The 14,096-nt window shown below is 68.5% G+C and carries 18 protein-coding genes; 12 read left to right on the forward strand and 6 right to left on the reverse strand.

Annotation, left to right across the window (positions count from 1 at the left end; genetic code table 11):
- Positions 1-13 precede the first annotated feature (13 nt).
- A complete protein-coding gene (gene truD / locus BP05_RS14485; protein ID WP_496364687.1) occupies positions 14-1,054 on the forward strand; it encodes a tRNA pseudouridine(13) synthase TruD in 1,041 nt (346 codons plus the stop codon).
- 143 nt (positions 1,055-1,197) lie between these two features.
- Entirely contained in the window at positions 1,198-1,410 is a 213-nt protein-coding gene (locus BP05_RS14490; protein WP_496364689.1) for a hypothetical protein, read from the forward strand.
- Between the two features lie 39 nt (positions 1,411-1,449).
- On the opposite strand, the gene BP05_RS14495 is transcribed toward BP05_RS14490, so the two are convergent.
- Positions 1,450-2,013: a Smr/MutS family protein gene (locus tag BP05_RS14495; RefSeq protein WP_496364691.1), complete on the reverse strand. Its 564-nt coding sequence runs from the start codon at positions 2,011-2,013 to the stop codon at positions 1,450-1,452.
- A gap of 107 nt (positions 2,014-2,120) precedes the next feature.
- Between BP05_RS14495 and surE the strand changes: the two genes are divergently transcribed.
- From surE to BP05_RS14515, 4 genes are read left to right on the forward strand one after another with little or no spacing between them, the layout of a single operon-like run.
- Positions 2,121-2,900: a 5'/3'-nucleotidase SurE gene (surE, locus tag BP05_RS14500; RefSeq protein WP_496364693.1), complete on the forward strand. Its 780-nt coding sequence runs from the start codon at positions 2,121-2,123 to the stop codon at positions 2,898-2,900.
- A complete protein-coding gene (locus tag BP05_RS14505) occupies positions 2,897-3,574 on the forward strand; it encodes a protein-L-isoaspartate(D-aspartate) O-methyltransferase (RefSeq protein WP_496364695.1) in 678 nt (225 codons plus the stop codon). Before surE ends, BP05_RS14505 begins: the two co-directional genes overlap by 4 nt.
- Positions 3,571-4,188, forward strand: coding sequence for a YqaA family protein (locus BP05_RS14510; RefSeq protein WP_496364697.1), 618 nt, complete (start codon positions 3,571-3,573; stop codon positions 4,186-4,188). Before BP05_RS14505 ends, BP05_RS14510 begins: the two co-directional genes overlap by 4 nt.
- Positions 4,185-5,006, forward strand: coding sequence for a peptidoglycan DD-metalloendopeptidase family protein (locus tag BP05_RS14515; protein ID WP_496364699.1), 822 nt, complete (start codon positions 4,185-4,187; stop codon positions 5,004-5,006). Before BP05_RS14510 ends, BP05_RS14515 begins: the two co-directional genes overlap by 4 nt.
- Before the next feature lie 4 nt (positions 5,007-5,010).
- Here the strand turns inward: BP05_RS14515 and BP05_RS14520 are convergent, their stop codons facing one another.
- The 3 genes from BP05_RS14520 to yhbY form a co-directional block, all read right to left on the reverse strand.
- Complete coding sequence (locus BP05_RS14520) at positions 5,011-5,571, reverse strand: hypothetical protein (RefSeq protein ID WP_496364701.1); 561 nt, start codon at positions 5,569-5,571, stop codon at positions 5,011-5,013.
- Positions 5,572-5,705: 134 nt separating this feature from the next.
- Positions 5,706-6,086 carry an Mth938-like domain-containing protein gene (locus BP05_RS14525; RefSeq protein WP_496364703.1) on the reverse strand — a complete coding sequence of 127 codons (381 nt, stop codon included), beginning with the start codon at positions 6,084-6,086 and terminating at the stop codon, positions 5,706-5,708.
- Between the two features lie 14 nt (positions 6,087-6,100).
- Positions 6,101-6,406, reverse strand: coding sequence for a ribosome assembly RNA-binding protein YhbY (gene yhbY, locus BP05_RS14530; RefSeq protein WP_496364705.1), 306 nt, complete (start codon positions 6,404-6,406; stop codon positions 6,101-6,103).
- A 72-nt stretch (positions 6,407-6,478) separates the two neighbouring features.
- On the opposite strand from yhbY, the gene rlmE reads away from it, so the two are divergent.
- From rlmE to folP, 3 genes are all read left to right on the forward strand, one after another.
- Positions 6,479-7,111 carry a 23S rRNA (uridine(2552)-2'-O)-methyltransferase RlmE gene (rlmE, locus tag BP05_RS14535; protein ID WP_496364707.1) on the forward strand — a complete coding sequence of 211 codons (633 nt, stop codon included), beginning with the start codon at positions 6,479-6,481 and terminating at the stop codon, positions 7,109-7,111.
- 148 nt (positions 7,112-7,259) lie between these two features.
- Complete coding sequence (ftsH, locus tag BP05_RS14540; protein ID WP_496364709.1) at positions 7,260-9,176, forward strand: ATP-dependent zinc metalloprotease FtsH; 1,917 nt, start codon at positions 7,260-7,262, stop codon at positions 9,174-9,176.
- A 77-nt stretch (positions 9,177-9,253) separates the two neighbouring features.
- Entirely contained in the window at positions 9,254-10,153 is a 900-nt protein-coding gene (gene folP, locus BP05_RS14545; protein WP_496364711.1) for a dihydropteroate synthase, read from the forward strand.
- 249 nt (positions 10,154-10,402) lie between these two features.
- On the opposite strand, the gene BP05_RS14550 is transcribed toward folP, so the two are convergent.
- Both BP05_RS14550 and BP05_RS14555 read right to left on the reverse strand, forming a co-directional pair.
- Positions 10,403-10,822, reverse strand: coding sequence for a GFA family protein (locus tag BP05_RS14550; protein ID WP_496364713.1), 420 nt, complete (start codon positions 10,820-10,822; stop codon positions 10,403-10,405).
- A 13-nt stretch (positions 10,823-10,835) separates the two neighbouring features.
- Positions 10,836-11,060 (reverse strand): hypothetical protein, encoded by a 225-nt coding sequence (locus tag BP05_RS14555; protein WP_496364715.1) that lies wholly within the window; start codon positions 11,058-11,060, stop codon positions 10,836-10,838.
- 152 nt (positions 11,061-11,212) lie between these two features.
- Here BP05_RS14555 and miaA point away from each other — a divergent pair, with 152 nt between their 5' ends.
- From miaA to hflX, 3 genes are all read left to right on the forward strand, one after another.
- On the forward strand, positions 11,213-12,169 hold the full coding sequence (gene miaA, locus BP05_RS14560) for a tRNA (adenosine(37)-N6)-dimethylallyltransferase MiaA (protein WP_496364717.1): 957 nt from the start codon (positions 11,213-11,215) through the stop codon (positions 12,167-12,169).
- Positions 12,170-12,352: 183 nt separating this feature from the next.
- A complete protein-coding gene (hfq, locus tag BP05_RS14565) occupies positions 12,353-12,625 on the forward strand; it encodes an RNA chaperone Hfq (protein ID WP_496364719.1) in 273 nt (90 codons plus the stop codon).
- A gap of 98 nt (positions 12,626-12,723) precedes the next feature.
- Entirely contained in the window at positions 12,724-14,058 is a 1,335-nt protein-coding gene (gene hflX, locus BP05_RS14570; RefSeq protein ID WP_496364721.1) for a ribosome rescue GTPase HflX, read from the forward strand.
- The last annotated feature ends 38 nt before the right edge of the window (positions 14,059-14,096 follow it).

The raw sequence follows: 14,096 nt of genomic DNA on the forward strand, positions 1-14,096 counted from the left end.
TCAGGTAGAAGAAGTGGACGAAAAACAGACATTGCCGCGGGCCCATGGCGAGGCCGTGCTGACAGCGCGCATGCGCGTCGCGCCCGAGGATTTCTTCGTGGAGGAACTCCCGGCCTTCGCTCCCAGTGGCAGCGGCGAACACCTGCTGTTGACCGTCGAGAAGCGCGGAATGAACACGGTCTTCGCGGCCAAGCGCATCGCGCAGTGGGCTCATGTTCCCGATTCGGGAGTGAGCTACGCCGGATTGAAGGACCGGCACGCCGTCACCCGGCAACGCTTCAGCGTGCACCTGCCCAAGAAAGTGGCGCCCGACATTGCCGCTCTGGAATCCGCCGACATGCGGGTCCTGGAACACGCATGGCATGCGCGCAAACTGCCGCGCGGAGCGCTGACTGGAAACAGGTTCGTGATCGTGCTGCGCTCCGTGCAGGGAGAGCCGGCCGCGATCGAGCAGCGACTGCAGGCAATCGCCGCGCGCGGCGTACCCAATTACTTCGGCGTGCAACGCTTCGGCCGCGACGGCGACAACGTGGAGCAGGCGCTGGCAATGTTCTCCGGGCGCCGGGTCCGCCGCGAGGAGCGCACGCTGCTGCTGTCCGCCGCGCGATCGGAACTGTTCAATCGCGTGCTTGCGGCCCGCGTGCGCGCCGATTACTGGGACAAGCCGTTGACCGGTGAAGTGTGGTCGCTGGATGGGAGTCGCAGCGTGTTCGGACCGGAGCCGTTTACCGAAGGGCTGGCGCAGCGCCTGGCCGCGTTCGACATCCACCCCACTGGCCCGCTCTGGGGGCGTGGCGAGCTGCGCACGCTGGAGGCCGCGGCCGGACTGGAGGCGGCGGCCGTTGCGGGCGATCTCGGCTCCAAGCTGCGCCGCGGACTGGAGGCCGCGGGACTCGAACAGGAGCGGCGTCCGCTGCGCCTCAGGCCGAGCGACATGGCCTGGCGCTGGATCGATGCGACGACGCTGGAGCTGTCGTTCGGCCTGCCGCCAGGGGGCTATGCCACGTCGGTCTTGGCAGAACTTGGCGAAGTCACCTCGTCAGTTGCCGCCTGACGACCGCTCGTCGGAAAGACATTCACTACACTGGCCGCTGTTGGCGGCGGGCGTATAAGCCGGAATTGCACCCGGCAAGCCGGGGCCGCTCTTGCGGCAAGCGCAGGGGCGCATCGACTGGAGATGCCGTCATGAAACTACGCATGGCTGTGTTGTCCGCTTCAGTGGTCTGGCTGGCTGCATGCGCAAGCAGCGGCGGCACCACCAGCTACGCCCCCGAAGCCAAGAGCTATCCGCAGACGCGCCTCGACAACGACGAGCTCTACATGGCTCGCGTCGAAGCCGCCGCGCGCCGTCGTGGCATCGACCTGACCTGGGTCAACCCGCCGAGGAAGATCGTCGCGAAGCAGGAATAAGTCGTTGCGCCGTCCGGTTCTCCCTGTCCTGGGGCCGCCTCAGGCAGGGCGAAGCCGGCGCGGCGCCAGCAGGACCAGGACCGCTCCGGTGCCGCCCTGTGCAGGTGGCGCGGAATGGAAGGCCAGGACGTCTGCGCGCTGACGCAGCAGGCGATCAACCAGGTTCTTGAGCACCGGTGCATCGCGGCCCGTGAAGGGGATGGAGCCGCCGCCGTGCAGCCCCTTGCCATGGATGATCCGGACGCAGCCGGCGTCGTGTTCGCGCGCGTGCGTGAGGAAGGCGCGCAGCAATCCCTCGGCCTCGCGGGCGTCGGCGCCGTGGAGGTCAAGCTCGTCCTGCACCGCGATCTCGCCACGCCGCAGGCGCTGCAGCGTGCGCGGGGGCAAGGCCTCGCTCCGATAGGACAGCGCATCGCCTGCGTCCAGCAGCGATGCATCCAGCGCGTGCCGGAATTCCTCCCGCGCGGCCGCTTCGTCGCGCTCTGCCATGCGTGCACGCGGCTTGGGCTTGGGTGCGGGCGGCGGCGGCGCCGACTCGCGGATCCGGCGCACCGGACCGACGGCGGAGCGGAACAGGTCGGCGTCGTCGTCTTCGTCTGACATCGGCTGAGCGTAGCGCGTTGGCGGTCGCGGTTGGCGCAAGACGCGGGGGCACGATCGGTCATCGGCTATCATGCCGGCTCCGCTCCAATCCCCCAATTTCCCGATAGATGCGCGTTCTGGTCAGCAACGACGACGGTGTAGACGCCCCCGGTATCAAGGTTCTGGCCGCGGGCCTTCGCGCCGCCGGGCACGAAGTGCTGGTGGTCGCTCCCGACCGCGACCGCTCCGGGGCCAGCAACTCGCTGACCCTGGACATGCCGGTACGGGTGGTGCAGCAGGACGCCGACATCTGGCGCGTGTTCGGCACGCCCACCGATTGCGTCCACGTCGCCATCACCGGCATGCTCGAGGTCGAGCCCGACATCGTGGTCTCGGGCATCAACAACACCGCCAACCTCGGCGACGACGTCATCTACTCGGGCACGGTCGCGGCGGCGATGGAAGGGCGGTTCCTGGGCCTGCCGGCCGTGGCCGTGTCCCTGGTGACCAGCGACCACAACGGCCAGCACTACGAAACGGCGGCGCGGGCCGCCGTCGAGATCATCGCGCGGCTCGTGGCCGAGCCGCTGCCGGCGGACACCATCCTCAACGTCAACGTTCCCGACCTTCCCTGGGAGGAACTGGCGGGCTTCGAGGCCACGCGCCTGGGCAACCGCCATCGCGCCGAGCCCTGCATCCCGCAGCGCGACCCGCGCGGACGGCAATGGTGGTGGATCGGCCCGGCCGGTCCGGAGGCCGATTCGGGCGCCGGTACCGACTTCCACGCGGTGCGCAGCGGCCACATCTCGATCACTCCGATCCAGGTCGACCTGACGCGCTACACCGCGCTCGAGCAGGTCGCCAGTTGGGTGTACGGTCTCGCCGCGTCGACCGGGAAGGCCGCATGATGATGCGCATGAAGTTGCAGCCCGACGCCATCGGCACCGGCATGACCTCCCAGCGGGTGCGCGACCGCTTGGTCGACCGCCTGCGCGACACCGGCATCCGCGACGAACGCGTGCTCAACGCGATCCGCACGGTGCCGCGCCACCTGTTCGTCGACGAGGCGCTGGCCACGCGCGCCTATGAGGACACCGCGCTTCCCATCGGCCAGGGGCAGACGATCTCGCAGCCCTGGGTGGTGGCGAAGATGACCGAAGCCCTGCTCGAAGGCGCACCGAAAAAGGTGCTCGAGATCGGCACCGGCTCGGGCTACCAGGCCGCCGTGCTCGCCGCGCTCGGGCTGGAAGTGCACACGGTGGAGCGCATCGGCGAACTGCTGCGCACGGCACGCAAACGTTTTCGCACGCTCGGCATGAACATCCGCAGCAAGCATGACGACGGCCGCATCGGCTGGCCCGAGAACGGCCCGTTCGACGCGATCCTCGTCACCGCGGCCGCGCCGGCGCTGGTCGAGGCGCTGACCGCGCAGCTCGCGCCCGGCGGCAACCTCATCGCCCCGGTCGGGGGGGCGTCTTCGCAATCGCTGATGAAACTGCACAAGGACGCCGACGGCCAGGTCACGCAGGAAGTGTTGGCGCCAGTCGTGTTCGTGCCCCTGCTTTCCGGGATGGTCGATTGAAGATCTTTGGTCCGCTCTACGACCGTGCCCTGCGCTGGGCGCGCGACCGCCGTGCACCGGTGTACCTGGTGCTGTTGAGCTTCTTCGAAGCGATCATCTTTCCGGTGATGCCGGAGGTGATGCTCGCGCCGATGTGCGTGGGCCAGCCGCGGCGCGCGTTCTGGTTCGCCACGCTAAGCCTCGCCGGCTCCATGGTCGGCGCGCTGGTAGGGTATGCGCTGGGGCACTACGCCTTCGAGGCGCTCAAGCCGGTGTTCGCCGCCTTGGGCATGCTGCACGGTATCGAGTCGGGGATCGCCCTGGTGCAGGCGAAGATGGCGCAGTCGCCCTGGGCCGTGTTCACCTTCCTGGTCCTGGGCGGCTTCATGCCGATCCCGATGAAGGTGTTCACCTGGGCATCCGGCATCGTCGGCGTGCCGATGCTGCAGTACGTGCTGAGCATGCTGATCGGCCGCGGCAAGCGCGTGTTCCTGCTGGCCGCGGTGATCCGCATCGGCGGTCCGCGTGCCGAGGAGGCGCTGCGCCGCTATATCGAACCCATCGGCTGGATCGCCGCCGCGCTGCTCGCAGCGCTGGTCGCCTGGCTCGTCTGGAGGGCACGACAGGGCGTATGAGCAAGCGCACACGAGCTACCGCACTGTTCGCTGTCGCCGCGTTCGCGTTCGCGTTCGCGTTGGCGGCTTGCACGACTACCGTCGTCCGCACGAGCGGAGCCGACAGGCTGCCCGCGCCGCGCGCATCCACCCCGAGGTACGGCGCCACGGCGAAGGTGCAGCGGGGCGATACGCTTTACGGCATCGCGTTCCGCAATGGCATCGATGTTCGTGACCTGGCCGCGTGGAATGGACTGAGCGCTCCCTACACGATCTATCCGGGGCAGAACCTGCGCCTGTATCCGCGTGCTGGCGAGAGCGCGCCGAGTCCGGCTTCGCGGCCGCCGGCATCGACGACTGCGAGCACGACGCCTCCCACGCGTCCGGCAGCGGCCGCTACTCCGGCAGGAGAGCGTCCCGTCGCGCCACCCGCAGCGGCGCCACCGGCGCCCGCCGCGCCGACGAGCAACATCCGCTGGCGCTGGCCGGCCGACGGCGCCTTGTTGAACCGTTTCGTCGCGGGCGAGCCGACCCGGCAGGGCATCGACCTCACCGGCGATGGCGGCACGCCGGTAAGTGCGGCGGCCGATGGTGTCGTGGTCTATTCCGGTGCCGGCCTCGTTGGCTACGGCGAGCTGATCATCATCAAGCACAACGACGCATGGCTGTCGGCGTACGGCCACAACCGCGCGCGCATGGTCAACGAAGGCGCGCTGGTGAAAGCTGGGCAGCAGATCGCGGTGATGGGGCGCACCGGCGCGCCGCGCGACATGCTGCACTTCGAGATCCGCTACAACGGCAAGCCGGTGGACCCGCTGGCCTACCTGCCCAAGCGCTGACGCCTCAATCCATTCCCGCCAGCTCCAACCATTGGCCGTGTTGCCAGTAGCGGATGGTGGAGGCCTTGCCGGCGTCGCCCTCTTCGATGCCGTCGTGGTCCAGCGGCACGGGCAGCTCGGACGGATCTTCGAAGGCCTCGGCCAAGCGACGGATGATCTTCGGCGTCGCCGTCGCAATGTAGTGCATGTATTGCCAGCCTTCATCCGGCCCCTGCCACTGCATCCACTCCAGGTCGGACGATCCCGGCCCGACCAGCACGTCCCGGACGTCGCCGCGCCAGTACACGAGCAAGGATGAGCTGCCGTCGCGCGAGCACAACACCGCCCAGTCCCTTTGGGCCGCCGATCCGAAGCGACCGCTCACGACGTTGGCATGCCGTTGGCCCTGCGGGATGAGGCAGCCGCGCTGCTCCAGATCGAGGCGAATGGCCAAGGGCAGGGCGGGCACCTGTGCGGGCTTGCGCAGCGGTACGTCCGCTGGCGCAGGGGTGCGGGGGCCCTGCGCGCAGGCGGGGCCACAGGCCAGCACAAATGCAAGGGTGATCGGAAGGCTCTTGCGGTTCACCGGCTGATTCCATTCGGGCGGTCGCTGGCGCCGTTTTACCACTGCGGCGGGCCGGCCGAGTCTGTCGAACCGATGGCTCAGGCCTCACGCTCCGGGCCGGCGTCTGGCCGGGAACCATGAGCGGGGACAGGCGATCAGGGAGCAGGCTGCAGGATGAACCCGGCCACCACGCGCCGGCCTTCGCTGGCGAGCACGTTGAAGGTGCGAGCCGCGGCGGCATTGGTCATCGCTTCGATGCCGATACCGCGCCCCAGGCAGGCCGCCATGGCCGCGGCCGGCGGAAACACCTGGGTCGGCCCGGTGCCAAGGAGCACGACCTTGGGGTCGAGGGCGAACAGCGGCTCCAGATCCGAGGGCGATAGCGAGCGCGCATCCGTCACCGCCCAGGCTTCGACCAACCGATCGGGGGCGATGACGAAGCTGGCGGTCAGCCGACGGTCGTTGACCACGGCCACCGCGCCGTCGGCCCCGCGCAGCAGGAACTCATGATCCGGATGCTCCAGGTTCAGCTGCATGGCTGGCCTGGCGGTCAGGCCCGCGGCAGCACGATCTGCCGCTTGTCCTTGCTCGGCCGGTACAGCACCGCGGTATGGCCGATGCGCTGGACCAGCGCGGCGCCGACGCGCTCGGCGATGTCGCCGATCATGGCATCGCGGGCGTCGCGATCTTCCGCGGCGACCTTCACCTTGATCAGCTCGTGGTGCTCGAGGGCCAGGTCGATCTCGGCCAGCAGTGCGTCGGTCACACCCTTGCCGCCCACCTGCAACATCGCCCGCAGATCGTGCGCCTGGCCGCGCAGGAAACGGGTCTGGGCGGCGGTCAGGGCGGTGCTCATGCGCGTCACGTCAGGGGCGGAAAGGGGCGTGCAGGGTATCATGGCGCCCCATATTTCCCGGCCGAGCGCCCTGTGGCCACCCGCAGCAAAAGCAGCCATCGCTGGCTCCAGGAACACTTTTCCGACCCCTACGTGAAGAAGGCGCAGGCCGAGGGCCTGCGTTCGCGCGCGGCCTACAAGCTCGAGGAACTGGTCGAACGCGACCGCCTGCTCAAGCCGGGCATGGTGGTGGTCGACCTGGGCGCCGCGCCCGGCGGCTGGTCGCAATGGGTCCGCCAGGCCCTGGGCGACAAGGGGCGGGTGATCGCGCTGGACATCCTGGACATGCCGGGCTTGGCCGGCGTGGAGTTCCTCCACGGCGATTTTCGTGAAGACGCCGTACTGGCGCGTCTGGAAGCGACGCTGGATGGCCAACTTGTGGACCTTGTCCTGTCCGACATGGCCCCCAATATGAGTGGCGTGGACGCGGTGGACCTGCCGCGGGCGATGCATCTGGCGGAGCTGGCGATGGATTTCGCCGACCGCCACCTGCGCGTCGGGGGCACGTTCCTGATCAAGCTGTTCCAGGGCGTCGGCTTCGACGATTACGTGCGCGAACTGCGCCGGCGCTACGCCAAGGTCGTGATCCGCAAGCCTGCGGCCTCGCGCAAGCGATCGCCGGAGGTCTATGCGCTGGCGCAGAGAAAGCTGGCGCAGATGAAGTGAACCTGTCCGCGAGGACGGCAGTTGCGTGAATTGATGGGTTGAGCCCGGATATTTCCGCGGTTTTCTGCGACTCTAGCGGCCCGGTTTTTCCGGTGATTCCGCACGAGTGTGCATTCAGGCTGGCATGGACGGCTGAACGGGCAAACCAATGAACGATCTCGCAAAAAATCTCCTGCTCTGGGTCATCGTCGCCGTCGTCCTGATGGTGGTGTTCCAGGCGTTCGGCCCGCGTACGGGCCTGGGGTCGGCATCGCCCGAAGTCACCTACTCCCAGTTCATCAAGGACGTGCAGGGCGATCGCATCAAGTCGGTCGAGTTCACCGAGGACACCAACCTCGCCGTGAACGCGCTCAAGTTCGAGCGCAAGGACAACACCAGCGGCAGCGTGTTCGGCCCGTCCGACGACCAGTTGGTCAACGACCTGGTCAACCACAACGTCGAGATCACGCGCAAGGCGCCGAGCACCGGCCCGTCGTTCTGGTCGATCGTGTTCAACCTGTTGCCGATCCTGCTGATCGTCGGCTTCTGGATCTTCGTCATGCGGCAGATGCAGCAGGGCGGGAGCAAGGGCGCCATGAGCTTCGGCAAGTCGCGCGCCAAGATGCAGGGCGAGGACCAGGTCAAGGTGACGTTCGCCGATGTCGCCGGCTGCGACGAGGCCAAGGAAGAAGTGCAGGAGCTGGTCGAGTTCCTGCGCGATCCGGGCAAGTTCCAGAAGCTCGGCGGCAAGATCCCGCGTGGCGTGCTGATGGTGGGCCCGCCGGGTACCGGCAAGACCCTGCTCGCCCGCGCGATCGCCGGCGAGGCCAAGGTGCCGTTCTTCAGCATCTCGGGTTCCGACTTCGTCGAGATGTTCGTCGGCGTCGGCGCCAGCCGCGTGCGCGACATGTTCGAGCAGGCCAAGAAGCACGCCCCGTGCATCATCTTCATCGACGAGATCGACGCGGTCGGCCGCCATCGCGGCGCCGGCCTGGGCGGCGGCCATGACGAGCGCGAGCAGACCCTCAACCAGTTGCTGGTCGAGATGGACGGCTTCGAAGGCGGCGAAGGCGTAATCGTGATCGCCGCGACCAACCGTCCCGACGTGCTCGATCCGGCGCTGCTGCGCCCGGGCCGCTTCGACCGCCAGGTCGTGGTCGGGCTGCCGGACGTGAAGGGCCGCGAGCAGATCCTGCGCGTGCACATGCGCAAGCTGCCGCTCGCCGACGACGTGGTGCCGATGACCATCGCTCGCGGCACGCCGGGCTTCAGCGGCGCCGACCTCGCCAACCTCTGCAACGAGGCCGCGCTGTTCGCCGCCCGCGAGAACGCGAAGGAGGTCCGCATGGACCACTTCGACCGCGCGCGCGACAAGATCCTGATGGGTACCGAACGCCGCTCGATGGCGATGAGCGAAGCCGAGAAGAAGCTCACCGCCTACCACGAAGCCGGCCATGCCATCGTCGGCCGCCTCGTCCCCGAGCACGACCCGGTCTACAAGGTCACGATCATCCCGCGCGGTCGCGCGCTGGGCGTGACCATGTACCTGCCGGAGGGCGACAAGTACAGCTACAACAAGGTCGCGATCGAGTCGCAGTTGTGCTCGCTGTATGGCGGGCGCGTCGCCGAGGAACTGATCTTCGGCGCCGACAAGGTCACCACCGGCGCGTCCAACGACATCGAGCGCGCGACCAAGATGGCCCGCAACATGGCCACCAAGTGGGGCCTGTCCGAATTGGGCCCGATCACCTTCGGCGAGGAGGAGGACGAAGTGTTCCTGGGCCGCTCGGTGACCCAGCACAAGAACGTCTCCAACGAGACCGCGCGCAAGATCGACGAAGTCGTGCGCGACATCCTCGACCGGGCCTACGCGCGCAGCACGGAGATCCTGCAGGAGAACCTCGAAAAGCTGCACTCGATGGCCGACGCGTTGCTGCTCTACGAGACCATCGACGCCAGGCAGATCGATGCGATCATGGAAGGGCGCGAGCCGCCGCCGCCGGAAGGCTGGGGCAAGACCGGCAACGGCAAGTCGACGGAGATTCCGCCGCTTCCGCCGATCGGCGGCCCCGCCGCGCAGACCTGATCCGGCGCTTGCCGCTGCAATCCGAAAAGGCCAGAGTCCGCTCTGGCCTTTTTCTTTGCGACGGAAGAGACACCACGATGTTCGACCTGTCCCCCAGCCTGGATTGCAACGGCCGCGCGCTGGTCCTCGACCGCGTCCGCGTCATGGGCATCGTCAACGTTACGCCGGACTCCTTTTCCGACGGTGGCGAACACGCCACGGTGGATGCGGCCGTCACGCATGCGCTGAGCCTGGCGCAGGAAGGGGCCGACGTCCTCGATATCGGCGGCGAGTCGACGCGGCCCGGGGCGCAGGAGGTTGGCGTCGAGGAAGAGTTGCGGCGGGTGATCCCCGTCATCGAACATCTTGCGAAGCAGACCTCGCTGCCGATCAGCATCGATACCTCCAAGCCCGAGGTCATGCGCGCCGCGGTAGCCGCCGGCGCCGGCATGATCAACGACGTGCAGGCGCTGCGCCGCGAAGGCGCGCTGGAGGCGGCCGCGGCGCTCGGCGTACCGGTCGTGCTGATGCACATGCAGGGCGAGCCGCGTTCGATGCAGGCAGCGCCGCAGTACGACGATGTCGTCGCCGAAGTGCATCGCTTCCTCGCCGAGCGCATCTTTGCCGCCGAGATGGCTGGCATCGCCAAGAAGCAGATCGTGGTCGATCCGGGTTTCGGCTTCGGCAAGGGCCGCGAGCACAACCTCATCCTGCTGGCCCAGTTGGAACGCTTTGGCGAGCTCGGCGTGCCCTTGCTGGCGGGCCTCTCACGCAAGAAGACCATCGGCGAGCTGACCGGCCGCGATGACCCGCGCGACCGGGTTTTTGGATCGGTGGCCGCGCACCTGATCGCCGCACAGCGCGGCGCCCGGCTGGTGCGCGTGCACGACGTTGCCGCAACTGTCGATGCGCTCAAGGTCTGGAATGCCGTGGCAGCGCAGCCGTCGCCGCGGGCCAGGTCCGCGACGCCCGCGATCCGCTGGCCCGACGACGACTGAGCCCGGTCGTCACTTGTGCACAAGGGCTGTGGGCAATCCTCCAGAACATCCTGTGGACAAGTCGCTGCCGCCCAGCAGGCGCAAGGCTGTCAAGGGGGTTGGCTAAATTTTCACCATTGCGGCCGCAAAAAATATCTGGTCATTTTTTCGCCAACCCGCTTGACAGCCTTGTCGCGCAAGGCGCTCAGCCAGTTGTCCACAGGATGTCCGGGAAAACTGTCCACAGATGCTGTGAACAAGTTCGGCGCCTCAGGACAGCACCGTCGGCGTCCACAACTGGGACCAGCGCGCCAGCTTGGCGTCCGGGGCCAGTTGCTGCGGCGAAGCGACGACTTCCGCACCCAGCAGGCGACGCTCGTCGAAGCTGTTGCGGTTGACCGCGCCGCGCAGGCCGTCATCGGTCGGGCACACGACCGCGACGAGCACGCCGCAGCCGTTGCAGAACAGGAAGTCGGCCTGCGCCGAACCCTGGCGATAGCGTCGCAGGTGCTCGGCACTGCCGCGGATCCGCAAGGCTCCCTGCGCGTCGGATACCCAGGCAGCGCGATGGCGCGTGCAGAAATCGCAATCGCAGGCGCGCGGCGTGAACCCGTCCAGCGGGTGGCGTGTTTCCAGCGTCCAGCGCAGCGCGCCGCAATGGCAGCCGCCGGCGTGCCGGAAGGCAATCATCGGCCGGCGCGGCTCAATCACCGCCGCCACCATCGGAACCGCCGTCGCATCCGCCGCCACCATCGCCGGGTGCATCGGAGCAGTCCGCGGAAGGGTTTCCGCTGTCGCCGGCATCGGATCCGCCCGAGCCGTCTGCGTAGTACGTCGAAGAGGAACGGCTCGAGCGGCTGTTGCGGGAGGCCACCCATGCAACGGCGACCAGCGCCACTGCGCCCGCGGCGATCAACAAGGTCGACATGGTCCGGGCTCCGCGATCGGCGTGCGCCTAGGCTAGCGATCCTGCCGCGCCGACGCGAATGCAAACGGCGCGGTAAGCTTCCGCGCTTCGACACGGACCCCAACGCGACGAGGCGGCATGTATCCGGCAGCGGTCCTGTGTGAAGCCACGGCATGAGCCAGGACACGCGTCCCATCGCCATCGCCCTGATGGGCCCGACCGCCTCGGGCAAGACCGCGCTGGCGCTCGAGTGGGCGCAGCGGCTGGGCGGCGAGATCGTGAGCGTCGATTCCGCGCTGGTCTATCGGGGACTCGACATCGGCGCCGCCAAGCCCACGGCGGCGGAGCGGGCGGCAGTCCGTCACCACATGCTGGACCTGCGCGATCCGTGGCAGGCGTACTCGGCCGCGGAATTCGCCGCCGATGCCCGCAAGGCGCTGGACGACATCGTCGGTCGGGGCCGGTTGCCGATCCTGGCGGGCGGGACGGGCCTGTACTTCCACGCCCTGTTGCACGGACTCTCCGACATGCCGGAAGCCGATCCGGCGATGCGCGCGCGGATCGAAGACGAGGCGGCAACGCGCGGCTGGGACGGCCTGCATGCCGAGTTGCAGCGCATCGATCCGGAAGCGGCGGCAAGGATCCACGCGACCGACGCCCAGCGCATCCAGCGTGCGCTCGAAGTCTTTCGCCTGTCGGGGCGCACCATCAGCGAATGGCGGCGGTCCGCCGCGGGTGCGCCGCGCCTGCCGCTGCGCGTGCTCAAGCTGGTGCTCGCGCCCAGCGAGCGCGTCGTGCTCCATGGACGTATCGAACAGCGCTTCGACGCGATGCTCGCCGCCGGCTTCCTCGATGAGGTCCGCCGCCTGCGCGCACTGGGGCCGCTGCAGGCGCATCCGCGGCCGTTGGACCTGCCGGCCTTGCGCGCGGTCGGTTATCGGCAGGCATGGGAGCATCTGGACGGTCGATTCGACGCCGCGGAGTTCCGCAATCGCGGGATCTATGCCACGCGCCAGCTGGCCAAGCGCCAGCTCACGTGGCTGCGGGGGGAGCTGGACGCACGCTGGTTCGACCCGCTGCAGCAACGCGAGGCGCTGGAAGGGGCTCTGCGGCTGTTCCTGCCGGCCTGACCCCGGCAAACGCACATCTGCCGACCCGTTCACGCAAACCCGGGCGCCGCCCCGCTCGCTTCGCGCCCGGCTGGGTTACCATCGAACCGTCATCGGTGCGGGGACAGCGCCGGCGACGCGATGGGAAGGTGCCGTGGTCGCGCTCCATCGCCACCTATAACTAGAAACACAGTGGGGAAAACGATGTCGAAGGGGCAATCCTTGCAGGACCCGTTCCTGAATGCTTTGCGGCGCGAGCGCGTGCCGGTCTCGGTGTATCTGGTGAATGGCATCAAGCTGCAGGGCACGATCGAATCGTTCGACCAGTTCGTGGTGCTGCTGCGCAATACCGTCAGCCAGATGGTCTACAAGCACGCGATTTCCACGGTCGTTCCGGCGCGCAACGTGCGCGTTGGCCCCGGCGGCGGACACGTGCAGTCCGGTGAGGGCGCCGAGGAAGGCGACGAGACCGAGTGAGCCTGGGGAAGGCGATAAGACGGGCCCTTGCTTGAAGCCGGGTCCGATCATCCCCATTCCTCCTTCCCCCGTCCGTGGGGAAGGAGTACACAGGCCGAATGTTTGAACGTTCCCGCAAGGGCGAACACGCGCTGCTGATCCAGCCTCATGCCGGCGGTCCGCCGGACGAGGGCCTGATGGAGGAGTTCGCGGATCTGGCCCGCTCGGCCGGCGCCACCGTCGCAGCGCTGCTCACCGCGCGCATCGACCGGCCCAATCCCGCCACCCTGCTGGGCAGCGGCAAGCTCGAGGAAGTGAAGGCCGCGGCCGATGCCAGCGGCGCGGATCTCGTGCTGGTGAATTTCGCGCTGTCCCCCGGACAGGAGCGCAACCTCGAGAAGTTGCTGAAGCGCCGCGTGGTCGACCGCACCGGGCTGATCCTCGACATCTTCTCCCAGCGTGCGCAGAGCGCCGAAGGCAAGCTGCAGGTCGAGCTCGCCCAGCTCAAGCACATGGCCACGCGCCTGGTGCGGGGCTGGACCCACCTGGAGCGGCAGCGTGGCGGTTCCATCGGCCTGCGCGGTCCCGGCGAAACCCAGCTGGAAACCGACCGCCGCCTGCTGCAGAAGCGCCTGGAGCAGTTGCAGCGGCGCCTGGACAAGGTCGAGGTCCAGCGCACGCAGATGCGCCGCGCGCGCATGCGCAGCGAGCTGCCGCGTATCGCCCTGGTGGGCTACACCAACGCGGGCAAGTCGACCTTGTTCAATGCGCTGACCGGCGCGGAGGCCTACGCCGCCGACCAGCTGTTCGCGACGCTCGATCCGACGGTGCGCCGCATCGCGTTGCCGGGCGGCGGGGCAGTGCTGGCCGATACCGTCGGTTTCGTGCGCGACCTGCCGCACGAATTGGTCGCGGCGTTCCGTTCGACCCTGTCGGAAGCGCGCGATGCCGACCTGCTGCTGCACGTGGTCGACGCGGCCGATCCGCTGCGCGACGAGCGCATCGCGCAGGTCGACGAGGTGCTCGCGGAAATCGGCGCGGGCGACCTGCCGCAGTTGCTGGTGTTCAACAAGATCGATCGGCTCGAGCGCGAGGACCACGCCGCGGCACCCGACCCACGGCGGGACCAGCCCGCCGAGGGTCGCCAGCGCGTCTGGGTCTCCGCGCAGCTGGGGCTGGGGCTCGACCTGCTGCGCAAGGCGCTGGCCGACGTGCTCGAACTGCGCCACGTCGCCGGCGAGCTGCACCTGTCCTCGCAGGCAGCGCGCCTGCACGCGCGCCTGCATGCGCTGGGCGCGATCCGCGCGGAATCGCACGACGAGCGGGGCTGGCACCTGCAGGTCGACCTCGCCATCGCAGACGCGCTCAAGCTCTTCTCGCAGGCCCATGGCGAGGCGCTGCGACCCTTGCTGGAAGCCGCCGGCGCGCTCGCAGACGAGGCGGAGCAGTGGTAATCGCCGCCGCGCCCGGCCCCGCCTTGTTTGAGGCGCTT

It is taken from the genome of Lysobacter oryzae DSM 21044 (genome assembly GCF_059568595.1).